This window comes from Arthrobacter sp. ISL-65 (genome assembly GCF_018613795.1).
GTDB lineage: Bacteria > Actinomycetota > Actinomycetes > Actinomycetales > Micrococcaceae > Arthrobacter.
This window is the reverse complement of the sequence record NZ_JAGGPN010000015.1, coordinates 70,205-93,497: the sequence shown is the minus strand read 5'-3', so window position 1 is coordinate 93,497 and position 23,293 is coordinate 70,205. Positions and strand designations below refer to the sequence as shown.

The window sequence follows — 23,293 nt, the reverse complement described above, 5'->3', positions numbered from 1 at the left end:
GTGTTCGTCGGACTAGTCCTCGAGGTCCACTTCGCGCACCATCTCGGCACCGATGCCGGCCTTGATGGCGTCCAGCACCTGCTGCGGGACGGAGCTGTCGATGGTGAGCAGCGCCAGGACCTGGCCGCCCTCCGCGCTCCGTGCCACCTGCATGCCGCCGATGTTGATGTTGTTCATGCCCAGGATGTGGCCGATGGTGCCGATGACGCCAGGACGGTCCGCGTAGGAGACCACCACGAGGTGCTCGCTGATGGGGATCTCGACGTCGTAGCCGTTCACGCCGACGAGCTTCTGCACCTGCTTGGGACCGGTCAGGGTGCCGGCCACGGAGATCTGCGCGCCGTCGCTCAGGGCGCCGCGCAGCGTCAGCACGTTGCGGTAGTCCTCGGCCTCGGGGGTGGTGATAAGGCGGACGTTGATGCCGCGCTGCTCTGCGATCACGGGGGCGTTGACGTAGGACACCTGCTCGGTGACGACGTCGGCGAAGATCCCCTTGAGGGCGGCAAGCTCCAGGACCTTGACGTCAAGCGCGGCGATTTCGCCGGCCACCTCGACGTCGATCTGGGTCACGGAGGCGTGGGTCAGCGCCGTGAAGATGCGGCCCAGCTTCTCGATCAGCGGGATGCCGGGGCGGACGTCGGGGGCGATCAGGCCGCCGGCAACGTTCACGGCGTCCGGAACCAGTTCCCCCGCGAGGGCGAGGCGGACCGACTTCGCGACGGAAACGCCGGCCTTTTCCTGTGCCTCGTCCGTTGACGCGCCCAGGTGCGGGGTGACCACAACATTGTCCAGCTTGAAGAACGGCAGGTCGGTGCTGGGCTCCTGGACGAAGACGTCCACGGCGGCGCCGGCAATCTGGCGGTCCTGCAGCGCGGTGTAGAGGGCTTCCTCGTCCACGAGGCCGCCGCGGGCCACGTTCACCACGTAGGCCGTGCTCTTCATCTTCTTGAAGGCGTCAGCTCCGAGCATGCCGACCGTTTCCGGCGTCTTGGGCATGTGGATGGTGATGAAGTCAGACTGCGCGAGCAGCTCGTCCAGGGTGACGAGCTTCACGCCGAGCTGGGCGGCGCGGGCAGAGGTGATGTAGGGGTCGAACGCGAGGATCTCGGTGTCGAAGCCCTGGAGGCGGGCGGCGACCAGGGCGCCGATGCGGCCCAGGCCGATGATGCCGATCTTCTTTTCGAACAGTTCGATGCCGGTGTACTTGGAGCGCTTCCACTCGCCGTCCTTCAGGGCGGCGCTGGCCTGCGGGATGTGGCGGGCCAGGCTCAGGATGTGGCCAACGGTCAGTTCCGCGGCGGAAACGATGTTCGACGTCGGGGCGTTGACCACCATGACACCGGCCTGGGTGGCAGCCTTGATGTCGACGTTGTCCAGCCCGACGCCGGCACGCGCGATGACCTTCAGGTTCTTCGCGGCGGCAATGGCCTCGGCGTCCACCTTCGTGGCGGAGCGGACCAGGATGGCGTCAACGTCCTCGATGGCAGAGAGCAGCTGGGAACGATCGGCGCCGTCGGTCTGGCGGATTTCAAAGTCCGGGCCAAGGGCCTCGATGGTGGCGGGCGAAAGTTCTTCGGCGAGCAGTACTACGGGTTTTGACACAGCTGATCCTCTGCGTTGAAGTCCTGGGGGTACCTAAAGTCTAGGCGTACGGCAAGGCCGGGCTCACATTGTTAAGTGTGAACCCGGCCTCACTGTCGTGCTGTGAAGGGCTCAGCCTTAGCGGGCTGCAGAGCCTTCCACGTAGTCCTCGTCCTGCTGCTGCCAGGAGAACAGGGAGCGCAGTTCGCGGCCTACGCCCTCGATCGGGTGCTGTTCGGCCTTGGCACGCAGCTCCTTGAATTCCGCGCCGCCATTGTCCTGGTCGTCAATGAAGCGCTTGGCGAAGGCGCCGTTCTGGATGTCGGCGAGGACAGCCTTCATGTTTTCCTTCACCTCGGGGGTGATGACGCGCGGGCCGGAAACGTAGTCGCCGTACTCAGCGGTGTCGGAAACGCTCCAGCGCTGCTTGGCGATGCCGCCTTCCCACATGAGGTCAACGATGAGCTTGAGCTCGTGCAGGACCTCGAAGTAGGCGATCTGCGGCTGGTAGCCGGCCTCGGTCAGGGTTTCGAAGCCGTACTGGACCAGCTGGGACACACCGCCACACAGGACGGACTGCTCGCCGAAGAGGTCCGTTTCGGTCTCTTCGGTGAAGGTGGTCTTGATGACGCCTGCGCGGGTGCCGCCGATGGCCTTGGCGTAGGACTTGGCCAGCTCCCAGGCGGAGCCGGTGGCGTCCTGCTCGACGGCGATGATGTCCGGGATGCCGCGGCCGGCTTCGAACTCGCGGCGCACGGTGTGGCCGGGAGCCTTCGGGGCGACCAGGATGACGTCAACGCCTTCCGGGGCCTCGATGTAGCCGAAACGGATGTTGAAGCCGTGGGCAAAGGCCAGAGCCTTGCCGGGGGTCAGCTTGTCCTTGATGGAGTCGGTGTAGATCGAGCGCTGGTGCTGGTCCGGCGCCAGGATCATGATGACGTCGGCCCATTCGGCGGCGTCGGCAACGCTCTTGACCGTGAAGCCTGCGTCCTCGGCCTTGGCGATGGACTTGGAGCCTTCCTTGAGCGCGATGACAACCTCGACGCCGGAATCGCGCAGGTTCTGCGCGTGGGCGTGGCCCTGGGAGCCGTAGCCGACAATGGCTACCTTCCGGCCCTGGATGATCGACAGGTCTGCGTCGTCGTCGTAAAACATTTCAGTCACTTGCGTAACTCCTCTTGAGTGGATTCTTTGGTAAATAGTCAGTGGTGTTGCGGTACTGCACGGGCGTTGCGACGCTAAGCGCTGCGCAAAGCCCTGTCACTCATGGAGCGGGATCCCCGTCCAACGGCCAGGGTGCCGGACTGCACAATTTCGCGGATACCGAAGGGCTCCAGCACTGAAAGCAGTGCCGTGAGCTTTTCGGGATGGCCAGTTGCTTCAATGACCACCGAGTCTGTGGAGACGTCGACCACTGAGGCACGGAACAGGTCTGCAGCCTGGGTCACCTGCAGACGAGTTGCGGCATCCGCACGTACCTTGACCAGGATGTGGTCGCGCTGTACGGAAGATTCGGAAGTCAGTTCAACAATCTTGATCACGTTGATCAGCTTGTTCAACTGCTTGGTGACCTGTTCGATCAGGTCACCGTCGGCGTCGACGACGACGGTCATCCGGGAGATACCCGGAACCTCGGTCGGGCCTACGGCCAGGGAATTGATGTTGAAGGCGCGGCGGGCGAAAAGGCTGGCCACGCGGGTCAGCACACCGGGCTTGTCTTCGACCAGAACGGACAGTGTGTGGCGGCTCATGATCAGTCCTCCTCTTCCCATTCCGGGGTCATGTTGCGGGCAACCTGGATCTGGTCGTTGCTGACCCCGGCGGGCACCATCGGCCACACCATGGAGTCGGGGCTGACCACGAAGTCGATGACCACGGGGCGGTCATTGATTTCCAGTGCCTTCTGGATTGTTGCGTCGATGTCCTCGTCCCGCTCGCACCGGAAGGACGCGCAGCCGTAGGCCTCGCCGAGTTTGACGAAGTCAGGGATCCGGATGGTCTCGTGGCCGGTGTTCAGGTCTGTGTTGGAGTAGCGGCCCTCGTAGAAGAGGGTCTGCCACTGCCGCACCATGCCCAGCGAGGAGTTGTTGATGACAGCAACCTTGATGGGGATGTTGTTGATGGCGCAGGTGGCCAGTTCCTGGTTGGTCATCTGGAAGCAGCCGTCGCCGTCGATGGCCCAGACCACACGGTCCGGTTCGCCCACCTTGGCGCCCATGGCGGCCGGAACGGCGTAGCCCATGGTGCCGGCACCGCCGGAGTTCAGCCAGGCATGCGGACGCTCGTATTTGATGAACTGCGCAGCCCACATCTGGTGCTGTCCCACACCGGCAACGTAGATGGCCTCGGGGCCGGTCAGGGCGCCGATGCGCTCGATGACCCGCTGCGGTGCAGTCAGGCCGTCCTCGGGTTCGGTCCAGCCCAGCGGGTAGGTGTCCTTCAGGTTGTTCAGGAAGGCCCACCAGTTGGCCAGGTCCGGTGTTCCGGTGGTGCCGAACTGGGTCCGGACGGCTTCCGTCAGTTCCGGAATGATTTCCTTCACCGAGCCCACGATGGGAACGTCGGCCGTGCGGTTTTTGGAGATTTCCGCGGGGTCGATGTCGGCGTGGATGACCTTGGCGTTGGGCGCGAAGGTCTTCAGGACGCCGGTGACGCGGTCGTCAAAGCGCGCACCCAGGGTCACCAGGAGGTCCGCCTGCTGCAGTGCGGTCACGGCGGAAACCGTGCCGTGCATGCCGGGCATTCCCACATGCTGCGGGTGTGAATCCGGGAAGACACCACGGGCCATAAGCGTGGTGACCACTGGTGCACCGGTCAGTTCGGCCAGCTCGCGGAGCTCAGCCGCGGCGTGGGCCTTGACCACACCGCCGCCCACGTACAGCACCGGCTTGCTGGCGGCGGCGATCAGCTTTGCCGCCTCGCGGACCTGCTTGTTGTGGCCACGAACCACCGGACGGTAGCCCGGCAGGTCGATCTTGGGCGGCCAGGAGAACGTCATCTGCCCCTGCTGGGCGTCCTTGGCGATGTCAACCAGGACCGGGCCCGGACGTCCGGTCGAGGCGAGATGGAAGGCCTCGGCCATGACGTGGGGAATGTCGTTGGGATCCGTCACCAGGAACGAGTGCTTGGTGATGGGCATGGTGATGCCCACGATGTCGGCTTCTTGGAAGGCATCGGTGCCGATCACCCCGCTGGAGACCTGGCCGGTGATGGCCACGAGCGGAACGGAATCCATGTGCGCATCCATGATGGCGGTGACGAGGTTGGTGGCACCCGGGCCCGAGGTGGCGATGCAGACGCCCACCCGCCCGGTGACCATGGCGTAGCCTTGCGCGGCGTGGCCAGCTCCCTGTTCGTGACGGACCAGAACGTGGTTCATTTTGGAGGCCATCAAGGGGTCGTAGGTGGGCAGGATCGCGCCACCGGGCAAACCGAAAATGTCGTCGACGCCGAGTTCTTCGAGCGAACGGACAATTGCTTCTGAGCCGGTCATCACCGTCGGGGGTACGACGTTGTTCGGCCCAAGGACAGGAGAGGCGGCTGCAGCAATGTCGACCCCGGCCTCAGCCGGCTTGTCGACGCGATCCGGAGCCTTGGCGGCTCCAGCGGACTTTGAAGCCATCAGCGAGGGGCTGATGGGCGATCCTTTGCTCATCGAACTCTTCCTTAGTGGATCTTGAATTGGTGTGGTGCTCGGGAAAACTGAACGTTCCGTCCCGCCCGGAAAATAAAAAAACCCCTCAGCCTGGTGGCTTTTCGAGGGGTTGCGCGTGACAGTTCGTTACCAGTCGGGCTATGGAGCCACGCGCTTGGTAAGTACGACGACGGTGCCGACGGTAACGAAGATCATGCGTTCAGTTTTCCCTCTGGTGGGTAGCGTGTCAACGAAGCGGCACGCCATCTCACCATGTGGACATCCTTGTCCACTAGTTGATCCTCAACAACGCTAGGACCAAACTGTACCCCGCCCGCTAAGGGCGGCAAGCGGGAGGCTCCGGCCCCGAGCGCCGTGCGCTCGGGGCCTCCCTTATTAAGCCTGGTTGCCCAAGCTTAATAGGGTTATCCGCAGTATGCGCCGGTGGAGGCGCTGTGCACCAGCTTGGCGTACTTGGCCAGCACACCCTTGGTGTACCTGGCCGGCAGCGGTGCCCAGCCTTCCTTGCGCGATTCGAGATCCGCCTCGTCCACCAGCAGGTCGAAGCTGCGGGCGGCAATGTCGACGCGGATCCGGTCGCCGTCCTTGACGAAGGCGATGGGGCCGCCGTCGACCGCTTCCGGCGCAACGTGGCCGATGCAGAGTCCGGTGGTGCCGCCGGAGAAGCGCCCGTCGGTGAGGAGCAGGACGTCCTTGCCCAGGCCCGCACCCTTGATGGCGCCCGTGATGGCGAGCATCTCGCGCATGCCCGGTCCGCCCTTGGGACCTTCGTAGCGGATGACTACGACGTCGCCGGCCTTGATCTGTCCCTTATCCAGCGCATCCAGGGCACCCTGCTCGCGCTCGAACACGCGGGCGGTTCCTTCGAAGACATCGGCGTCGAAGCCTGCGCTCTTCACTACGGCACCCTCGGGTGCCATGGAACCGTGCAGGATGGTGATGCCGCCGGTCTTGTGGATCGGGTTGTCCAGAGCGCGCAGAATCTTGCCGTCGACGTCCGGAGGGTTGATGGCGTCGAGGTTCTCGGCCACGGTCTTGCCGGTCACGGTGAGGCAGTCACCGTGGAGGAGGCCGGCGTCGAGCAGTGCCTTCATGATGACCGGAACGCCGCCGATCTTGTCGACGTCGGTCATGACGTAACGGCCGAACGGCTTCAGGTCGCCCAGGTGCGGGATCTTGTCGCCAATGCGGTTGAAGTCGTCCAGGGTCAGTTCGACCTCTGCCTCGCGGGCGATCGCCAGCAGGTGCAGGACGGCGTTGGTGGATCCGCCGAAGGCCATGGTGACGGCGATGGCATTTTCGAAGGCCTTCTTGGTCATGATGTCGCGGGCAGTGATGCCCAGGCGCAGCAGGTTGACCACCGCTTCGCCGGACTTGCGGGCGAATTCGTCACGACGGCGGTCTGCCGAGGGCGGAGCCGCGGAGCCTGGCAGGGACATGCCCAAGGCCTCGCCGATACAGGCCATCGTGTTCGCGGTGTACATGCCGCCACAGGCGCCTTCGCCGGGGCAGATGGCCTTTTCGATGCGGGTGAGGTCTTCCATGCTCATCTTGCCGGCGGCGCAGGCGCCCACGGCTTCGAAAGCGTCGATGAGGGTGACTTCCTTTTCGGAGCCGTCCTCAAGCTTGACCCAGCCCGGCATGATGGAGCCGGCGTAGAGGAATACGCTGGCGAGGTCCAGGCGCGCAGCGGCCATGAGCATGCCCGGGAGCGACTTGTCGCAGCCGGCCAGCAGCACGGAGCCGTCGATGCGCTCTGCCTGCATGACGGTTTCCACCGAGTCGGCGATGACTTCGCGGGAGACCAGGGAGAAGTGCATGCCCTCGTGGCCCATGGAGATACCGTCGGACACGGAGATGGTGCCGAACTGCATCGGGAAGCCGCCACCGGCGTGCACGCCTTCCTTGGCACCCTGGGCCAGCCGGTTCAGGGACAGGTTGCAGGGAGTGATTTCGTTCCAGGAGCTCGCTACGCCGATCTGGGGCTTGGCGAAGTCGTCGTCGCCCATGCCCACGGCCCGGAACATTCCGCGTGCCGGAGCTGCGTGAATGCCGTCGGTGACAACCCGGCTCCGGGGCTTGATGTCAGGCTTGTTATCGGTTGCGATCTGGGTGTCCTCACTCATGGGTCAAAGTCTATGACTCCTGAAAGGCCGCCAACGACCGGAAGTGGCCGGTTCGGCACAATTTCCAGAAAATTTCGATCAAATAGTGGACTCGCGTCTCACATTCTGGGACCGAGGGCCGGTGTGCCCTCTCCCCCACTGGCGTCGACAAGCCTAGACAGCCCTATTGACAGCGACGTACCGTCAAGCAACGGCAACCTCGTGTGACGGATGAAAGGCTTTGCTATGGAGTGGATTATCTGGGTCATTGTCATTGTTTTGATCATTGCCATTGTCTGGTGGCTGCTAAACCGGAACTCGCGGGGAACGGCAGCCGACGCGACCCGGACCGAACAGGTAACGCCCCGGGCCGGAGCCTCTCCCGCAGCGTCAACCGGAACGGAGGAGACGCCGTCGGCCGTTTCTGCCGCAGCGGCGGCGGGACCTCCGTCCGCCACCACCCGGACCGTACCGGAAACAGGCCGCCTGGCCGAGCCGGACGCCGGGCCGGCGGTCGCGGAAGCCGCGCCGCTGGTAGGCCGGCCCGCCCCTGCGTCCACGCGCCCGGACCCCGAAGATGTGGAACCGGACGTCGAATCCTGGGAAGCCGCCACCGCCCGCCCCTCCTCGGCGCGGTCCGCCGGAGGAGATGTTGACGACTGGGACGACGACGGGGACAAAGCCGAATGGGATGCCCAGTGGTCGGATGCCGGCAGCGCCGCAGCAGACAGTTCTACCCGGCCCGCAGCGCAAGAGCCTGCCGGCCCGACGCATCATGCGGAGTACACGGACGCGCATGCTCCCACCCTGCCGGGCGCGGAATCCGCGGCGGCCGAATCGATGGACGCTGAGGCCGAGACCCGGCAGCGGATCCAGTCCTCCGCCGCCACGGAAGCCGGAGCCAGCCACGACGCCCAGCCTCATCACCGCGAACCCCAGCCGCATCATCTGGAACAGGGCTTCGGCGCCGAACGGGGTTTCGGCGAACAGCCCATCCACCGTGAACGGGTGGCCGATGTGAGTGCAGCAGTCGCAGGGGAACAGCCATATGGCGAGGGTTCGGCCCTGCCGGCCGCAGACGGCAGCGCCCCGGACGGATACGCCGTTAAGGGCGACGTCAGCGCCATGACCTATTACGACGACGACAGTGCCGGCTATGAGGACGCCCGGGCGGAAGTCTGGTTCCTTTCCCCGGCACACGCCGAGGCTGCCGGGTTCCGGGCGCCTCGGCGGTCCCGGCGCTAACGCCCACGCGGCGGGGGCAGATTGCGGACGGAGTAAGCGCATGACACGCAACCACCCCGGAAAGCCCGCAACGGCTGCCGCCGCCCTGCCCCTGGCCGTGACCGCCCGGGCGTTTTCCGCCCTAGCGTTGTCCCTGTCCCTAGCGTTGTTCCTGTCCGGCTGCACCGGCGACGGCGGTCAACCGGCCCCGGGCAGCACCGGCTCCACGGCCAGCGGGGCAACTGCGACACCCACCCCGGGCACCGGCTCACCGGGGCCGACCGCCTCGGGTACGAGTGCGCCGCTTGCTTCCAGCGTTGCCCCCACACCGCTGCGGGCGCCGGAAGTGCGGAGCAGGATCGAGGGACTGCAGATTCCCTGGTCGACGGTGTTCCTGCCGGACGGGACGGCCGTCATCTCCGAACGCGATTCCACCCTGCTCAAATCGGTACGGGACGGCAGGGTGGGCACCATCGGGGCCGTCCCAGGCGTCGTTCCCGGCGGCGAGGGCGGGTTGCTGGGCCTGGCACTGTCGCCCGGCTTTGCCTCGGACCGCTATCTCTACGCTTACTTCACCGCGGCCGGTGACAACCGGATTGCCCGCATGCGCCTGGAAGGCAGCGGGTCAGCCAGCGGTGGCGGCCTCCGCTTGGGTGAGCTGGAGGTGATCTTCTCCGGCATGTCCAAGGCCTCCACCCACAACGGCGGCAGGATCCGCTTCGGCCCGGACGGGTTCCTCTACGTCGGCACGGGAGACTCGCAGCGCCGGGAGCAGCCGCAGGACCGGAACGCCCTGGGCGGCAAGATCCTGCGGCTCACCAAGGACGGCGCCCCCGCGCCCGGCAATCCCTTCCCGAACAATCCCGTCTACAGCCTTGGCCACAGAAACGTGCAGGGCCTGGCATGGGACAGCCAGGGCCGGCTCTGGGCCAGCGAATTCGGACCCGACGTTAATGACGAACTCAACCTGATCCAGCCCGGCGGAAACTACGGGTGGCCCGAAGTCACGGGAGCACCCCACCGCGATGGCGTCATCGACGCCAAGGTTGTCTGGCCGTCGACAGCAGACTCCTCGCCCAGCGGACTCGAAATCGTTGGCAGCACGGCCTACCTTGGCGCGCTGAGGGGCCAGCGCATCTGGGCAGTCCCGCTCGACGGCGAAAATGCCGGCGCTCCTGTGGGCTACTTCACACAGCAGTTTGGGCGGATCCGGAACGTTTCGCTGGCCCCGAACGGGGATTTATGGGCCCTCAGCAACAACCAAAACCCTGATTTCGCGCTGATTTTGGCGCTTCCACGCTAGTGGCGGCACCTCCCGCGCACCTCGATTTCACACTGGCCAAAACTTCGTGTAGAGTTTCATGTCGTTGCGGAGGTCAACGAGGGAAACAAAAGCCCACGGATGAACGAAACAACAGATGCACCTCTAGCTCAATTGGCAGAGCAATTGACTCTTAATCAATGGGTTCCGGGTTCAAGTCCCGGGGGGTGCACCACGGAAGCCCCGCCTTCAGGCCACAAACCTGAAGGCGGGGTTTTGTCGTTCCCGGACTATTGCTTGCGCCGAAGCAACCGTTGCTTGCTTTGAAGCAACCGTTGTCGCGACGAAGAAGCCGTTGCCCGGGCCGGAGCCCCCTCGCGGGAGGATTTCCGCTCAGGCTCCCCCGGCGTCCGGGGCACCGCCGGAGGAACCCCTGACCTGCAGCTCGCTGCTGACCAGGTGCTTGCGGCCCGGTAAATCAGGATTTCCCAGCCGCTCCAGGATGTACCTGCCCGCCTGGACCCCAACCGCAAGGTTGCCGTTGTCCACCGAGGTCAGCGAGATGTGGCGGATGCGTGCCAGATAGGTGTTGTCGTAGCCCACTAGGGAAATGTCGCCGGGAACCGTCACACCCGCGTCAGCGGCCGCGGACAGCACGCCGATGCAGGCAATGTCGTTGAAGGCGAAAATCGCTGTTGGCGGGGCGCTGGCGGCCAGCAGGGTCCGGGCGGCACTGTAGCCGCTTTCTTCACTCATGCCGCCCGCCACTGTGTGCGGTTCCAAACCGGCCGCCCGCATCGCCTGCTCGTAGCCCGCCCGCCGCAGGCGCCCGATCTCATCCGGCCCCTGGAGATGTGCGATGCGCCGGTGGCCGAGCGCAATGAGATGCTCGGTGGCCTTCCGCGCGCCGGCGGCGTCGTCGTTGACCACCACGTCCACACCCGGCAACTCGGGGTCCAGGGTTCCTGCCAGCACCACGGGAACGACGGCGGAGGCGGTTCTGATAGCGGCGGACTCAGTGGTGGTTCCCACCACCACCAGGCCGTCAATCCGCTGCTCCAGCAGCGCCTCGACGGACGGGCGGCCGATCCTGTGGTCCGTGTAGGAATCGGCAAGGACGGGGGAAACACCGGCGGCGTGCAGGGACGCGGAGAGGCCTTCGAGGAGCTCAATGAACCAGGGGTTACGGAGATCGTTGAGGAGCACACCAACGGTACCTGTGCGAGGCATCGAGAGCCCGCGGGCAAGCTTGTTGGGCCGGTATTCCAGCTCGTCCATCGCCGCAAGCACCGCCCGCCGTCGGGCTTCACTGACGTTCCCGGAGCCCTGTAGGACCAGCGAAACGAGCGACTTGGACACCCCTGCCCGGTCTGCCACATCGCGGATCGTGGGTTTGGCCGCGGGCAGGCCCCTATGGGTAGACGATGGGCTCACGGTGTTCCTCCAAGTCATGGCAGCCCGGCGCTGCCAGTCCGGTTCTACCAGCCTAAGGGGTTGACGAACAGGCCCCTCACCCTAGATTATGGACCGATCCAAGAAAATTCCAAAGAATCAAAGAGGGTGCTCATGAGTGAACCGCACGCACGGCGGCTGGTGGCCGGAATGGTTGGCGGCGGCGCAGGCGCAGACATCGGCAAGACCCATCGTCGTGCGATGCGCCTTGACGGCGAATTCGACCTTCAGGCCGGCGTCTTTGGCCGCGATCACGGCCGCTCAGCTACCCTGGCCTCTCGGCTTGGCATCCCGGAGGACAGGCACTACGCCAGCTACCGCGAGATGGCGGAAAAGGAAGCCGGCCGGGAAGACTGCGTCGATGTGGTGGTTGTTGCCACGCCGAACGACAGTCACTTCGAGATCGCCCGCACTTTTCTCGAGGCCGGCATTTCCGTGGTGTGTGAGAAGCCGCTGACCCGTGATTCGGCGAGCGCCGCGGAACTGGTACGGGTTGCAGCCAACAATGGCGCCGTCCTGGCGGTTCCGCACTGCTACTCCGCTTACGCCATGGTGCGCCACGCGGCCCGGATGGTGCGGGACGGGCAGCTGGGAACCATCACGTTCGCGGACGTGGAGCATGCCTCGGGCTGGGCGGCGTCTCCCCTGGAACAGGGCGGGCACAAGCAGGCCATCTGGCGGACGGACCCGGATATCGCCGGCTTCCCCAGCGTCGTTGGCGACCTCGGCACGCACGGCTTCCACCTTCTTCGCTACATCACCGGGCTCGAGGCCGAGAGGGTGTCCGGACGGCTGAAAACCCTGGTCCCGGGCAGGCGGGTCTTTGACCACGCGACGGTCGAACTGCAGCTCACCGGCGAGGTTCCGGGCCGGCTGTGGGCCAGCATGGCAGCCGCCGGCCACAACCACGGGCTGCGCATCCGGGTTTTCGGCACTCAGGGAAACCTCGAATGGCAGCATGAGGACCCCCATCATTTGACCCTCCAGGACCTCGACGGGACCACCACGGTGCTGACGGAAGGTCTCAGCACGCTGTCAGAGGACGCCTCCCGCCTCACCAGGATAGGGCTGGGCCATCCTGAAGGATTCCTCGAAGCCTTCGCCAACTTCTACCGCGATCTGGCCGCGGAACTGCGCGCCCGGCGGGACGGCACCCTGCCGGAGACCCGCGAGCTGTCCTTTCCCACGGGGCACGACGGCCTCGTTGGCGTCAGATTCGTCGAGGCGGTCGCCGCATCAGATGCCCAGGATGCCGCCTGGGTCACGCCGGCAGGGGCCGCGGAGAAGGTGGGAGTCTAACCATGCAACGCTTCGCACTCCTCGGGGCAGGCTTCATTGGCTCCGTCCACGCCGCGAACCTCGCAGCCCACCCGGACGTAGACTTCCGGCTGGTCTTCGATGTTGACCAGGACCGCGCAAAAACCCTTGCTGTCAACCACGGCGCCCGCGCTGCCGCAGACTTGGCGGAGGTGTTCAATTCCGCTGTCATCGACGCGGTATTCATCGCTTCCTCCACCGACACCCACGCTGGGCACCTGCGCCGCGCCGCCAAGGCCGGTTTGGCAGTGCTGTGCGAAAAACCGATCGATCTGGACCTCGGGCAGGCCCGGGAAACTGCTGCCTTCGCCGCCCGGCACGCCGTGCCGGTCATGGTGGACTTCAACCGCCGCTTTGACCGTGACTACGCCGAGCTCAAACGGATTGTCGATGCCGGGGAAATCGGAGAGGTGGAACTTATCCAGCTCACCAGCCGCGGACCGGCCATGCCGCCGCTCTCTTACATCGCCACGTCGGGCGGCCAGATGCGCGACCAGACCGTCCACTTCTTCGATCTGGTCCGCTGGCTGACAGGAGCGGACCCCGTGGAGGTGTTCGCCACCGGATCAGCCCTCGCCGAACCCCGGCTGGCCGAGTACGGCGATGTGGACACGTCAGTGGTATCCCTGCGGCTTCCCGGCGGCGCCCTGGTCCAGATCGACTGCGCGCGCCGCACCGGTTACGGCTATGACGAGCGGATCGAAATCATGGGATCAGAGGGCATGGCCGAGGCCGGCCGCCACCGCGCCGGTGCGGTGTCGCGCTACTACTCAGGGAAGGTGGTGGACGACGGAATGCATCCGGGCTGGTTCGAACGGGTCCAGCCGACCTACGCCGCCGCCCTGGCCCACTTTGTGGCCGCACTGGAGAACGGATCAGCAACCGACGGCGGCGTAGCCTTCGCGCCGTCACTTGATGATGGCCTGAAGGCACAGGCCATAGCTGAAGCAGCAACGCTGTCGCTGGGCACGGGCAGGACCGAGACGATCCAGTACTGACGAGCCGAAACCCCTGCGCCCCGTGGGGCGCAGGGGTTTCGGTTCGCCTGAGGGGCCACAACTGTACGTTCGGGCTGTGTCAGCCCGCCGCCTGGAGCGCCACCCGCACGGGCTCCCCGGACTGCAGCGATGCCTGGGCAGCGTCGGCCACCATGGACGCTGCGACCGCGTCCTCCGGTGTGCACGGGTTCTGCCGCTGCCCCAGCACCACTTCCACGAAGGCTGCCATCTCGGCACGGTATGCCGTGTGGAACCGCTCGGCGAACGTCATGTGCGGCGGCCCGGCCGGGAAACCGACCCCGGGCTCGGCAGAAGACATCGCCATCTGCTCATCCATCCCCACCATGACCGACCCGGCGGATCCCTGGAGTTCCAGCCGGACATCATGGCCCGCCCCGTTGTAGCGGGTGGCCGAGACCGTGCCGACGCTGCCGTCGTCGAACGTCACCACGGCCAGCGCGGTATCGACGTCGCCGACGGAACCGATTGCGGGGTCACCGTTGTTGGAACCCTTGGCGAAAACCTCCACGATTTCCTTGCCGGTGAGCCACCGGAGTATGTCGAAGTCGTGGACGGAGCAATCGCGAAAGAGCCCGCCGGACGTCGCGAGGAACTCCACAGGCGGCGGCGTCATGTCGCATGTGACCGCCCTGACCGTGTGGAGCCATCCCAGCTCCCCGGCGTCGAAGGCGCGCTTGGCCTCCAGGTACCCCGGATCGAACCGGCGCTGGTGGCCGATCTGCACAGTGCCTCCCGTGGTCCGGATGTGGTCGAGCACTGGCAGTGATTCCTCAACGTTCACAGCCACCGGCTTTTCGCAGAACACCGGGATTCCGGCGTCCACGCCGGCCCTGATCAGGCCTGGATGCGTGGCTGTTCCGGTGGCAATGACCAGACCGTCGATGCCGGAGTCAAGCAAGGCTTCGACGGAGGGCAGGAACTCGGCACCAATTCCGCCGGCCAGGGACCGGGCGTGCTCTGCGGCAACGTCGGTTAGCTTGAGGTGAACCGAGGTGCCCTGCGGCCCCATCAGCCCGTTCAGGCCAGTGATGTTCCGGGCGTGCATGGTGCCGATCCGGCCGACGCCCACAAGTCCAAGAGTTACTTCTTGCTTGCCGCTCCTTGTCACGGCTGCCCTACGCCGATGCGCGGCCGGTGTCGGCCTTGGAGTCAGCCACGCCGGCGACCTCGGCCTGGACTTCCTTGACGACGTCGGTGTGGCCGCCGAGCTGTTCGAGTTCGTGGGCGAGTTCTGCCAGTTCGGCGCCGCCGGCCATCTGGGCGGTGAGTTCGTCGATGGTGATGTCTTTCTTGTCGTAGTAGCCGATTGATTTGCCGCGCTTGAGCAGCAGGAACCGGTCGCCCACAGGGAAGGCGTGGTGCGGGTTGTGGGTGATGAAGATGACGCCCAGCCCCCTGTCGCGGGCCTGCAGGATATACCGGAGCACCACACCGGACTGCTTCACACCCAGCGCTGCGGTGGGCTCGTCCAGGATGAGCACCTTGGCGCCGAAGTAGACGGCACGGGCGATCGCTACGCACTGGCGCTCACCGCCGGAAAGCTGGCCGATGGGCTGCTCAACATCGCGCAGGTCGATGCCCATATCCGCCAGTTCCTTCTTGGTGATGTCCTTCATGGCCTGGACGTCCATGCGCTTGAAGGGACCGAAGCCCGTGGTCAGCTCGGAGCCGAGGAAGAAGTTGCGCCAGATGGGCATCAGGGGAACGACTGCGAGATCCTGGTAGACGGTGGCGATGCCGGCATCCAGGGCGTCACGGGGCGAATCGAATCTCCGCTCCTCGCCCATGATGTGGAGGACGCCTTCGTCGTGCTGGTGCAGGCCGGCGATGATCTTGATCAGCGTGGACTTGCCCGCGCCGTTGTCCCCGAGCACGCAGGTCACCCTGCCGTTGTCCACGGCCATCGTGACGTCCGTGAGGGCGACGATGTTGCCGTAGTGCTTGCCCACGCTCTCCAGCGAGAGCAGGTGCACCGGGGTGTGGGTCAGCGGGTCCTTCTCGTCCCTGAGGAGTTCCTGCTGGTCGATTTGTTTGGCGTCCATGGTGTTCAGCCCTTACTTGAGTCTGCGCGGCGCTTGACGATCAGGTTCACGATGGTGGCCAGGAGCAGCATCAGGCCCAGGAAGAACTTGAACCAATCCGGGTTCCACTGTGCGTACACGATGCCCTTGTTCGCCATGCCGAAGATGAAGGCGCCGATCGCGCCGCCCACAGCGGATCCGTAGCCTCCCGTCAGCAGGCACCCCCCGATCACGGCGGCGATGATGTAGAGGAATTCGTTGCCCACGCCTTCGCCGGACTGCACGGCGTCAAAGGCGAACAGGTTGTGCATGCCCAGGATCCAGCCGCAGAAGCCGACGGCCATGAAAAGGCCGATCTTGGTGGCTTTGACGGGAACACCCACGGCGCGGGCGGCGTTAGCATCGCCGCCGACGGCGAAGATCCAGTTGCCCACCTTGGTGCGCAGCAGTACCCAGGACGCCACGGCAACCAGGGCGATCCAGATGAAGACCGTGTTGTTGACGTCCACCCCGGCGATGTTCACCGAGGAGGCAAAGATGGCCCGGGCCGCCTGGTAACCGTCCATGCTGGAAATGGACGGGGAGGACACGCCGCCGCCGATCATGCGGGTCAGGCCAAGGTTGAGGCCGGTCAGCATCAGGAACGTTGCGAGGGTGACGATGAAGCTCGGCAGCTTGGTCTTCATCAAAATCCAGCCGTTGATGTACCCGATGCCGAGCGAGACCACGAGGGCCAGGACTACGCCGACCCAGACGTTCATGCTGAAGTACCAGCTGAACATCGAGGCCGTGAGGGCGGAACTGATGACTGCGACGCCTGTGGAGAGATCGAACTCGCCGCCGATCATCAGCAGCGACACGCCCACGGCCATGATGCCGATGGTGGAACTGCCATAAAGGACGGTGGCGAAGGCGTTCGGCTGCGTAAAAGTCTGGGAAACCGAAGCGAAAAACACGAACAAAACGATCGCCCCGACGAGGGCGCCTACCTCAGGGCGGCCGAGCAGTTTCTGCAGCGGGTTCCGCTTGCCGACCCGCTCGTCAGTCACCGCAGGCTTTGTAATGGTCTGGGTCATTGTCATTGAAATACTCCTTGCTGCCGGGCCCGGCGGTCCCGCCGGGCACGGGTGGCGGAATGCTAGCGGATACCCTGCTGGGCGAAAGTGAGGGCGTTGGCCGCCCCGGCCTTGTCCACGATGGTGGGGCCGGTCAGGACGGGCTGGCCGCCGCCAAGCTTGAAGCCGCCGCGCTTGACCTGCCACAGTGCGTCCACCGAGCCGTAGCCCTGGAGCCACGGCTGCTGGTCAACTGTGAATTCAACGGCGCCGTCGGCAATCTTCTGGGCGAGGTCGGCATTCATGTCAAAGGAGGCCACTTTTGCCTTGCTGCCGGCGGTGGCCACCGCCTTGAGGATGGTCAGCGTGTAGGGCGCACCCAGCCCGATAACGACGTCGGCGTCAGAAGTGGCCTGCAGTTTGGCTGTCACTGTGGAGGACACCTGGGTCATGTCGGTGCCCTGCACGTACAGGATCTCGGTGGCCGGAACCTTCGCTTTCACGCCTGCGCAGCGGGCTTCGAGGCCGACGTGGCCCTGTTCCTGGATGACGCAGATGGCGTGCTTGAGTCCGAGGGAGTTGAGCTTGTCTCCCGCGGCTTCGCCGGCGAGTTTTTCATTTGAGCCGAAGTGCGTGAACGCACCCAGCTGGGCCGACACGGACTCGCCGGCATTGAGGCTGACCACAGGGATGCCGGCCTCGGTCGCCTTCTTCAGCGCGTCCTTCAACGCATCGGGCTTGGCCAGGGTCACTGCGATGCCGTCCACCTTCTGGTCTACGGCCTGTTGGATCAGCTGCGCCTGACGGCCGCCTTCCGGGTCCGAGGTGTACAGCAGCTCCACATTGTCCTTGGCCGCGGCTTCCTCAGCGCCCTTGCGGACGATGTCCCAAAAGGTGTCACCGGGAGCGGCATGCGTGATCAGGGCCACCTTGATACGTGGCGTCGAGGCAGCCTGCCCGCCGGCTCCGGCGTTCGAGTTCTCTTCCGGCCTGCCGCCGCTGGACGAACAAGCGCTGAGAGCCATCATCGGCACAACGGCGGCTACCAGGGCCGCCCTCCGCCATGAAAATTTCTTCACCGGATAATCTCCTTTGATTCGGGTTCCGGCCGTGCCGCGCCGCACCGGCCGGGATATTGATATCTCTGATCATCGTGACTCGGATCACTATTGTCAATGTTTGTCCTAACATTAGGACGATATTAGTTTTGCTTTCTGGTTAGTTGGCGGTGAAGGCGCGCCGGAACGCCGACAGGGCGTTGTCCCCGGCGGCGAGTCCAGCTCCGCCCGAGGCCCCTGCTTCCAAGCCAATGACGCCGGCATAGCCGATGTCGGCGAGCGCCGTGGCGACGGCGCTGTAGTTAATCTCCCCTGTTCCGGGCTCGAACCTCCCTGGAACGTCGGCCACCTGGATTTCCCCGATCCACGGGAGGGCGCCGCGGACCAGTTCAATCAGGTTGCCTTCGCCGATTTGGGCGTGGTACAGATCCAGCATCATCCTCACGTGCGGGTGGTCGGCTGCGGACACCAGCGCCTGAGTGTCCTTCGCCCGCGCCAACGGGATGCCCGGATGGTCCAGAACCGTGTTGAGGTTCTCCAGCGCAAAGACCACACCGTGCCGCTCCCCTAGCCTGCCCAAGCGCTCCAGGGTGCGGAGGCCGGTCAGCCACATCTGGCCGGTGGAGCGGTGGACGGGCCGCACGGCAACTCCGCCGTCGCCCAGTTCCGCCGGATGGACGACCATGCGCTCAACACCCAGCTCAAGCGCCGTCGGGATGAGTTTCTCTGCCGATTCGATCACCCGGTCCGCACTGTCGGGGTCAATGACACTGCCGCCGAAGTAGCCGCTCATAGAGGAAAACCGGGCACCTGTTGCCGCCAGTCCAGCAATGTCGCGGTTCCGCGTGTCCCAGAGTTCCACCTCGAACCCCTGCTCATGAATGCGCTGCACCCGCTCGACGAGTGGTAACTCGCCGTAAATCATTTCGGCGCATGCTGCCAGCCGGAAGCTCATGCGCCCGACCCCGTGTGATGCACTCCCGTGAGCTGCAGCTCGGGCTCAGCCGCTTGCAGACGCGCCACAGCCGAAACGTCCACCGGGAGGCCGGTCTCGTGAGACCGGATCGCCGCCAGCGCCACTGCGAGCGCATTACGGGCATCGACGCCGCCCGGAGCCGACGTTTCAACCGGCGCATGTCCCGCCCGGCGGGCCGCAACGCCCTCGACGAAGCGGGCAAGTTCGGCCGTATAGGCGTCGTGGAAGAGGTCAATGTTCAGCCGCACGGTGTCCGAGGCAATGCCCGCGGCGGTGTAGCTCACGGCGCTTGATGCCTGCGGACCGCCGGCGGTCACCATGCCGGCAGATCCGAACACTTCACCCCGCACGTCGTAGCCATACAGGGCGTTGAAGTTGGCTTCGGCCACCGCGATGGCCCCGTTGCTGTAGGTCACCGTGACCACGGCCGTGTCCAGCAGCCCGGCGGCTTTCGCTTCCGGCGCCACCAGGGCGTCAGCCACCGCATGCACCTTCACGGGCACCGCGCCCGGGTTCAGCCAGTTCAGGGTGTCGAAGTCATGGATCAATGTTTCCAGGAAGATCGTTCCGGGTGCGATCCGCTCCGGGGAGGCGATTCCGGCCGCGGTACCCGGGTCTCGAGTGAGGGACCGCAACAGCTGCGGGGTGCCCACGGCGCCGTCGTCGATCATTTTCCTGGCGGCAGCGAAGTCCGCGGCGAAGCGCCGGTTGAAGCCAAACTGGAGGCTGACCCCGGCGGCGTCTGCAGCGGCCAGCGCCTCATCCAGTTCTTCGACAGTGCGGCCGCCCGGCTTTTCGCAGAACACGTCCTTCCCGGCCCGGGCCGCAGCTGCGATAAGACCGGAATGAAACCTTGCCGGGGATGCCACCAGGACCGCGTCAATGTCGGGGTCATTGATCACGTCCGACGGATCAGCGGTAATCCGGGCCACGCCGAGCTTGGCGGCCAGGGCCTCGGCGGCGGGAAGGGCGGGGTCAGCGATGGCATCCAGCCGTGCGTTGGGAATCCGACGCGCCACTGATTCGGCATGGAAGGCGCCGATCCAGCCGGCTCCAATCAGGCCGAAGCGGACGGGATGGTTGTCGCGGGCCGGTTGCTGGACATAGGTCATGTTTCAATCCTCTTCTCAGGCTTCTAGATCGTTCTAGTGAAATGATGGTGACACAGTTTTTCGCTAGCTGTCTAGATCGTTCTATAGACTGCTGGCAGCAAGGAGGCACATGACTGAACAGCAACGGCGCCCCACCCTCATGGACGTAGCCCAAGCGGCCGGCGTATCACGGGCCTTGGTTTCCATCGTGATGCGCGGCGCCCCCGGCGCGGCCGAAGCCACTAGGCAGAAAGTGCTGGGCGCCGCACGCGAACTCGGCTACCGGCCCGACAGCCGTGCCCGGTTGCTGCGCAGTACCCGGACCAAACTCCTGGGCCTCAGCTTCTCCACGGCGCATGCGTTCCACGCCGAAATTGTGGACGCCGCGTACGCCGAGGCCAGCGCCAAGGGCTACGAACTCGCACTGGGCGGCGTCACCAGCGGCAGGCCGGAAGACCGGACCATCGAGGCCCTGCTGGATTTCGGGTCCGAGGCGCTGATCCTGATCTCACCGACGCTCAGCAGCGACGAACTGGCCCGGTACGCCGGCCAGGTGCCGGTGGTGAGCCTCCTCCGCAACGACGTCGGCGAACTCACCGACTCCGTGAGCAGTGACGATTACGAGGGCATCCGGATGGCGGTGGAACACCTCGTGTCCCTGGGACACCGGCGGATCGTCCATATCGACGGCGGCACCGCGGTCTCCGCCGAACCGCGCCGGTCTGCCTTCCGGGCGGAGATGGAACGCCGCGGCCTGGAGCCGGCCATCATAGCCGGCGGCGCGATGGAGGAAGACGGGATGACTGCCGGCAATTCCCTCGGCCCGGACATGCCGACAGCCGTCATTGCCTTCAACGACAGGTCAGCCCTGGGACTGATCGAGAGCCTCCGGGCGCAGGGCCTAAAAGTCCCGGCAGATGTGTCAGTGCTGGGCTACGACGACAGCATGTTCGCGCGGCTCAGCTATGTGCAACTGTCCTCGATCAGCCAAGACGCTCCGCTGCTTGCCGCCGCGGCCGTGGACCGCGCTGTGGCCCGAATTGAGGGAACGCAGCCGCCCGGGCATGTCGTGCGGACCCCGCACCTGGTTGCGCGCAGGACCACGGCGGCTCCCGCTGCCGGCGGGTAGCCGCCGGTGCCAGGAATTTGCCTCGAGCTAGGAATTTGCCTCGACGGTCAGCCCGGCGTCAGCTCCGGCCACAATGGCGGTGGTTTCAGGCGACGCGAAACGCTTGGCCAGCTCCCGGACCACCGCCTGGAGTTCCTGGCGGAGCCGATCCGGGTCGATGGATGCCGCGGCCAGGACCGACCGCTCCATGTCTGCTGCAGCCATTACAGCTTCGGTGCCGCGCTCCGTGAGCGATACGACGTGGCTGCGCCGGTCCGAAGTGCTGCGCTGGCGCACGATGTGCCCGTGCGACTCGAGGCGGCTCAGCGTCTTGCCCATGGTCTGGGCCTGCACCCGGACGAGCTGGGCCAGCTGCGCCTGCGTCATGGGGCCGCTATTGTAGAGCACCTCGATGGCGATGACGCCGGCATGGGTCAGGCCAATGGCGCCCAGCTTCTCGTTCCAGGAGTGCTCCACAAGGCGGGCCGCCGTGGACAAGAGGCGCCCCGTGGGCCAGCGATCCATATCAGGCATACCACCAAGTATAACTAAGCCTGATTAGTACCCGGCACGAAGCCTCACTAAGCTGAAATGTCCTGCACGAAAACAAGGAGACAACGTTGGCTGAAAAACTTACGCCGGGCGACACCGCCCCCGGCTTCACACTGAAGGATGCAACGGGATCAGACGTCAGCCTCAGCGACTTCCGCGGCCGGAACACCATAGTTTATTTCTACCCGGCCGCCGCCACGCCCGGATGCACCAAGCAGGCCTGCGACTTCCGGGACAGCCTGGCATCGCTTCAGGCTGCCGGCTACGAAGTGCTTGGGATCTCGCCTGACCCGGTGGGCAAGCTGGCGAGCTTTGCCGACACGGAGGGCCTTACCTTTCCCCTCCTGTCGGACGAAGACCACGCCGTTGCCGAGGCATACGCCGCGTGGGGCGAGAAGAAGAACTACGGCCGGACCTATGAGGGCCTCATCCGTTCCACCGTGGTGGTGGACCCGGCCGGCAACGTCGCCGTGGCCCAGTACAACGTCCGGGCCACCGGGCACGTCGCCAAGCTGCGCAAGGACCTGAAACTCGCGGACGCCTGACAACCACGGCCCGCCGGACAAGACTGTCCAGCGAAACCGGCGCCTGCCGCAAGGACCGCACAGTGACGGTACAATTGAGGCTGGCATCCGCCGTCGTACTTTTCCTGCTGCTTATACCGGCACGGAACGCACCAGGCGGAGCCGGGCGCGAGTGGTGAAATTGGCAGACACGCAGGATTTAGGTTCCTGTGCCTTCGGGCGTGGGGGTTCAAGTCCCCCCTTGCGCACAAAATTGAAGAGTAGGGAATCCCGGGCTACGGCCCGGGATTCTTTCGTTTAAGGGGCCCGCCCACCAGGCCGCCAGAAAATCTTTTCCGGTTCACCCATCCATTGCTGCCAGCGAGGCGAATACCCAGTGAGACACCGCCCCACGGCCGGTGCCCCACAGTCGGAAAAGGATCACCGGAGGGCTCCACAGCCCCTCCGATCCCGCTCGTCGGCACAACTAAGGAGAATCGAAATGCAGTCTTTCAAGCGCTCAACCTTCACCGTCGCAGGCATTGCAGCCGCAGCCCTGCTGAGCCTCACCGCTTGCGGCGGCTCCGCCGGCACGTCCAGCAGCTCGTCGGCCGCCGCCGAGCCGTCTGCGTCCAGCATGGCGCCGTCACCGTCGGAGACGTCGGCGGCGGCCATGGATCCGGCCGCCAACCTGGCAGGGCCCGGCTGCGCTGGCTACGCCAAGCAGGTCCCCAGCGGCAAGGGTTCCGTCGCAGGCATGGCCCTGGACCCCGTGGCCGTCGCCGCCTCGAACAACCCGCTGCTGAAGACGCTCACCGCCGCCGTCTCCGGCAAGCTCAACCCCAAGGTTGACCTCGTGGACACCCTCAACGGCAGCGAGTTCACCGTATTCGCACCGGTGGATGACGCCTTCGCAAAGGTCGACGCCGCAACGATCGAGACGCTCAAGAAGGACGACGCCCTCCTGAGCAAGATCCTCACATACCACGTGGTCCCCGGCCAGATCACCCCGGACAAGATCGTGGGCGCGCACAAGACCGTGCAGGGCGGATCGGTAACCGTGACCGGGACCAAGGATGCCCTTAAGGTGGACGGCGCCAACGTGATCTGCGGTGGCGTGCAGACGGCGAACGCCACCGTTTACCTCGTGGACTCGGTGCTGATGCCCAAGTAGTCGCTGGGCCTGTTCCGGGAGTTCTTCCGGGCAGAGGCCGCGGTTCGCACCCGACAGTGCGGACCGCGGCCTTTGTTGTTCCGTCAATTACACTGGGTGGCGGGCAAACGCCGCCCACGCGCACCCAAGCAGTCCAGAGGT

At 65.4% G+C, this 23,293-nt stretch carries 20 protein-coding genes and 2 tRNA genes; 9 read left to right on the top strand and 13 right to left on the bottom strand.

The features are described from left to right. Window positions 1–12 precede the first annotated feature (12 nt). From serA to ilvD, 5 genes are all read right to left on the bottom strand, one after another. Window positions 13–1,602 carry a phosphoglycerate dehydrogenase gene (serA, locus tag J7I85_RS06410; protein ID WP_214848193.1) on the bottom strand — a complete coding sequence of 530 codons (1,590 nt, stop codon included), beginning with the start codon at window positions 1,600–1,602 and terminating at the stop codon, window positions 13–15. Between the two features lie 117 nt (window positions 1,603–1,719). Beyond that, a complete protein-coding gene (ilvC, locus tag J7I85_RS06405) occupies window positions 1,720–2,745 on the bottom strand; it encodes a ketol-acid reductoisomerase (protein WP_214848190.1) in 1,026 nt (341 codons plus the stop codon). A gap of 74 nt (window positions 2,746–2,819) precedes the next feature. Beyond that, window positions 2,820–3,332: an acetolactate synthase small subunit gene (ilvN, locus tag J7I85_RS06400; RefSeq protein WP_050054685.1), complete on the bottom strand. Its 513-nt coding sequence runs from the start codon at window positions 3,330–3,332 to the stop codon at window positions 2,820–2,822. Window positions 3,333–3,334: 2 nt separating this feature from the next. Beyond that, on the bottom strand, window positions 3,335–5,236 hold the full coding sequence (locus tag J7I85_RS06395) for an acetolactate synthase large subunit (protein WP_214848179.1): 1,902 nt from the start codon (window positions 5,234–5,236) through the stop codon (window positions 3,335–3,337). 404 nt (window positions 5,237–5,640) lie between these two features. Next, window positions 5,641–7,362 carry a dihydroxy-acid dehydratase gene (gene ilvD / locus J7I85_RS06390; RefSeq protein ID WP_214848176.1) on the bottom strand — a complete coding sequence of 574 codons (1,722 nt, stop codon included), beginning with the start codon at window positions 7,360–7,362 and terminating at the stop codon, window positions 5,641–5,643. A 225-nt stretch (window positions 7,363–7,587) separates the two neighbouring features. Between ilvD and J7I85_RS06385 the strand changes: the two genes are divergently transcribed. The 3 genes from J7I85_RS06385 (at window position 7,588) to J7I85_RS06375 (ending at window position 10,061) form a co-directional block, all read left to right on the top strand. Then, the gene (locus tag J7I85_RS06385) at window positions 7,588–8,586 is read left to right on the top strand and encodes a hypothetical protein (protein WP_251023996.1); all 999 of its coding nucleotides are present in this window, start codon (window positions 7,588–7,590) and stop codon (window positions 8,584–8,586) included. Between the two features lie 40 nt (window positions 8,587–8,626). Then, a complete protein-coding gene (locus J7I85_RS06380) occupies window positions 8,627–9,868 on the top strand; it encodes a sorbosone dehydrogenase family protein (RefSeq protein WP_214848171.1) in 1,242 nt (413 codons plus the stop codon). Between the two features lie 117 nt (window positions 9,869–9,985). Beyond that, window positions 9,986–10,061, top strand: a tRNA-Lys gene (locus tag J7I85_RS06375). A 158-nt stretch (window positions 10,062–10,219) separates the two neighbouring features. Here J7I85_RS06375 and J7I85_RS06370 read toward each other — a convergent pair. Further along, entirely contained in the window at window positions 10,220–11,260 is a 1,041-nt protein-coding gene (locus J7I85_RS06370) for a LacI family DNA-binding transcriptional regulator (RefSeq protein ID WP_308159405.1), read from the bottom strand. A 132-nt stretch (window positions 11,261–11,392) separates the two neighbouring features. Between J7I85_RS06370 and J7I85_RS06365 the strand changes: the two genes are divergently transcribed. Together J7I85_RS06365 and J7I85_RS06360 are read left to right on the top strand one after the other, a co-directional pair. Then, a complete protein-coding gene (locus J7I85_RS06365; RefSeq protein ID WP_214848165.1) occupies window positions 11,393–12,577 on the top strand; it encodes a Gfo/Idh/MocA family protein in 1,185 nt (394 codons plus the stop codon). 2 nt (window positions 12,578–12,579) lie between these two features. Further along, window positions 12,580–13,593 (top strand): Gfo/Idh/MocA family oxidoreductase, encoded by a 1,014-nt coding sequence (locus tag J7I85_RS06360; protein WP_214848162.1) that lies wholly within the window; start codon window positions 12,580–12,582, stop codon window positions 13,591–13,593. A 79-nt stretch (window positions 13,594–13,672) separates the two neighbouring features. Here J7I85_RS06360 and J7I85_RS06355 read toward each other — a convergent pair whose 3' ends face one another. From J7I85_RS06355 to J7I85_RS06330, 6 genes are all read right to left on the bottom strand, one after another. Continuing rightward, the gene (locus tag J7I85_RS06355) at window positions 13,673–14,722 is read right to left on the bottom strand and encodes a Gfo/Idh/MocA family oxidoreductase (RefSeq protein ID WP_308159404.1); all 1,050 of its coding nucleotides are present in this window, start codon (window positions 14,720–14,722) and stop codon (window positions 13,673–13,675) included. Between the two features lie 7 nt (window positions 14,723–14,729). Continuing rightward, window positions 14,730–15,656 carry an ATP-binding cassette domain-containing protein gene (locus J7I85_RS06350; protein WP_214848158.1) on the bottom strand — a complete coding sequence of 309 codons (927 nt, stop codon included), beginning with the start codon at window positions 15,654–15,656 and terminating at the stop codon, window positions 14,730–14,732. A gap of 5 nt (window positions 15,657–15,661) precedes the next feature. Next, window positions 15,662–16,717 carry an ABC transporter permease gene (locus J7I85_RS06345; protein ID WP_214848155.1) on the bottom strand — a complete coding sequence of 352 codons (1,056 nt, stop codon included), beginning with the start codon at window positions 16,715–16,717 and terminating at the stop codon, window positions 15,662–15,664. Window positions 16,718–16,773: 56 nt separating this feature from the next. After that, window positions 16,774–17,769 (bottom strand): substrate-binding domain-containing protein, encoded by a 996-nt coding sequence (locus tag J7I85_RS06340; RefSeq protein WP_214848152.1) that lies wholly within the window; start codon window positions 17,767–17,769, stop codon window positions 16,774–16,776. A 139-nt stretch (window positions 17,770–17,908) separates the two neighbouring features. Continuing rightward, window positions 17,909–18,703, bottom strand: coding sequence for a TIM barrel protein (locus J7I85_RS06335; protein ID WP_214848150.1), 795 nt, complete (start codon window positions 18,701–18,703; stop codon window positions 17,909–17,911). Continuing rightward, window positions 18,700–19,836 carry a Gfo/Idh/MocA family oxidoreductase gene (locus tag J7I85_RS06330; RefSeq protein ID WP_214848147.1) on the bottom strand — a complete coding sequence of 379 codons (1,137 nt, stop codon included), beginning with the start codon at window positions 19,834–19,836 and terminating at the stop codon, window positions 18,700–18,702. Before J7I85_RS06330 ends, J7I85_RS06335 begins: the two co-directional genes overlap by 4 nt. A gap of 109 nt (window positions 19,837–19,945) precedes the next feature. Here J7I85_RS06330 and J7I85_RS06325 point away from each other — a divergent pair, with 109 nt between their 5' ends. After that, the gene (locus J7I85_RS06325; RefSeq protein ID WP_214848144.1) at window positions 19,946–20,944 is read left to right on the top strand and encodes a LacI family DNA-binding transcriptional regulator; all 999 of its coding nucleotides are present in this window, start codon (window positions 19,946–19,948) and stop codon (window positions 20,942–20,944) included. A 27-nt stretch (window positions 20,945–20,971) separates the two neighbouring features. On the opposite strand, the gene J7I85_RS06320 is transcribed toward J7I85_RS06325, so the two are convergent. Then, the gene (locus J7I85_RS06320; RefSeq protein WP_214848495.1) at window positions 20,972–21,448 is read right to left on the bottom strand and encodes a MarR family winged helix-turn-helix transcriptional regulator; all 477 of its coding nucleotides are present in this window, start codon (window positions 21,446–21,448) and stop codon (window positions 20,972–20,974) included. Window positions 21,449–21,543: 95 nt separating this feature from the next. Between J7I85_RS06320 and bcp the strand changes: the two genes are divergently transcribed. The 3 genes from bcp to J7I85_RS06305 all read left to right on the top strand — a co-directional run bounded on the left by bcp (window position 21,544) and on the right by J7I85_RS06305 (window position 23,152). Further along, on the top strand, window positions 21,544–22,020 hold the full coding sequence (gene bcp, locus J7I85_RS06315; RefSeq protein WP_214848141.1) for a thioredoxin-dependent thiol peroxidase: 477 nt from the start codon (window positions 21,544–21,546) through the stop codon (window positions 22,018–22,020). Window positions 22,021–22,165: 145 nt separating this feature from the next. After that, window positions 22,166–22,247: transfer RNA gene (locus tag J7I85_RS06310), tRNA-Leu, on the top strand. A 233-nt stretch (window positions 22,248–22,480) separates the two neighbouring features. After that, the gene (locus J7I85_RS06305) at window positions 22,481–23,152 is read left to right on the top strand and encodes a fasciclin domain-containing protein (RefSeq protein WP_214848138.1); all 672 of its coding nucleotides are present in this window, start codon (window positions 22,481–22,483) and stop codon (window positions 23,150–23,152) included. Window positions 23,153–23,293: the final 141 nt, after the last annotated feature.

Excerpts from the sequence above, each read along its gene's own strand:
- ilvN (WP_050054685.1), bottom strand. The coding sequence starts at position 3,332 with ATGAGCCGCCACACACTGTCCGTTCTGGTCGAAGACAAGCCCGGTGTG.
- J7I85_RS06395 (WP_214848179.1), bottom strand. The coding sequence starts at position 5,236 with ATGAGCAAAGGATCGCCCATCAGCCCCTCGCTGATGGCTTCAAAGTCC.
- ilvD (WP_214848176.1), bottom strand. The coding sequence starts at position 7,362 with ATGAGTGAGGACACCCAGATCGCAACCGATAACAAGCCTGACATCAAG.
- J7I85_RS06385 (WP_251023996.1), top strand. The coding sequence starts at position 7,588 with ATGGAGTGGATTATCTGGGTCATTGTCATTGTTTTGATCATTGCCATT.
- J7I85_RS06380 (WP_214848171.1), top strand. The coding sequence starts at position 8,627 with ATGACACGCAACCACCCCGGAAAGCCCGCAACGGCTGCCGCCGCCCTG.
- J7I85_RS06365 (WP_214848165.1), top strand. The coding sequence starts at position 11,393 with ATGAGTGAACCGCACGCACGGCGGCTGGTGGCCGGAATGGTTGGCGGC.
- J7I85_RS06360 (WP_214848162.1), top strand. The coding sequence starts at position 12,580 with ATGCAACGCTTCGCACTCCTCGGGGCAGGCTTCATTGGCTCCGTCCAC.
- J7I85_RS06350 (WP_214848158.1), bottom strand. The coding sequence starts at position 15,656 with ATGGACGCCAAACAAATCGACCAGCAGGAACTCCTCAGGGACGAGAAG.
- J7I85_RS06345 (WP_214848155.1), bottom strand. The coding sequence starts at position 16,717 with ATGACAATGACCCAGACCATTACAAAGCCTGCGGTGACTGACGAGCGG.
- J7I85_RS06335 (WP_214848150.1), bottom strand. The coding sequence starts at position 18,703 with ATGAGCTTCCGGCTGGCAGCATGCGCCGAAATGATTTACGGCGAGTTA.
- J7I85_RS06330 (WP_214848147.1), bottom strand. The coding sequence starts at position 19,836 with ATGACCTATGTCCAGCAACCGGCCCGCGACAACCATCCCGTCCGCTTC.
- J7I85_RS06325 (WP_214848144.1), top strand. The coding sequence starts at position 19,946 with ATGACTGAACAGCAACGGCGCCCCACCCTCATGGACGTAGCCCAAGCG.
- J7I85_RS06320 (WP_214848495.1), bottom strand. The coding sequence starts at position 21,448 with ATGGATCGCTGGCCCACGGGGCGCCTCTTGTCCACGGCGGCCCGCCTT.
- J7I85_RS06305 (WP_214848138.1), top strand. The coding sequence starts at position 22,481 with ATGCAGTCTTTCAAGCGCTCAACCTTCACCGTCGCAGGCATTGCAGCC.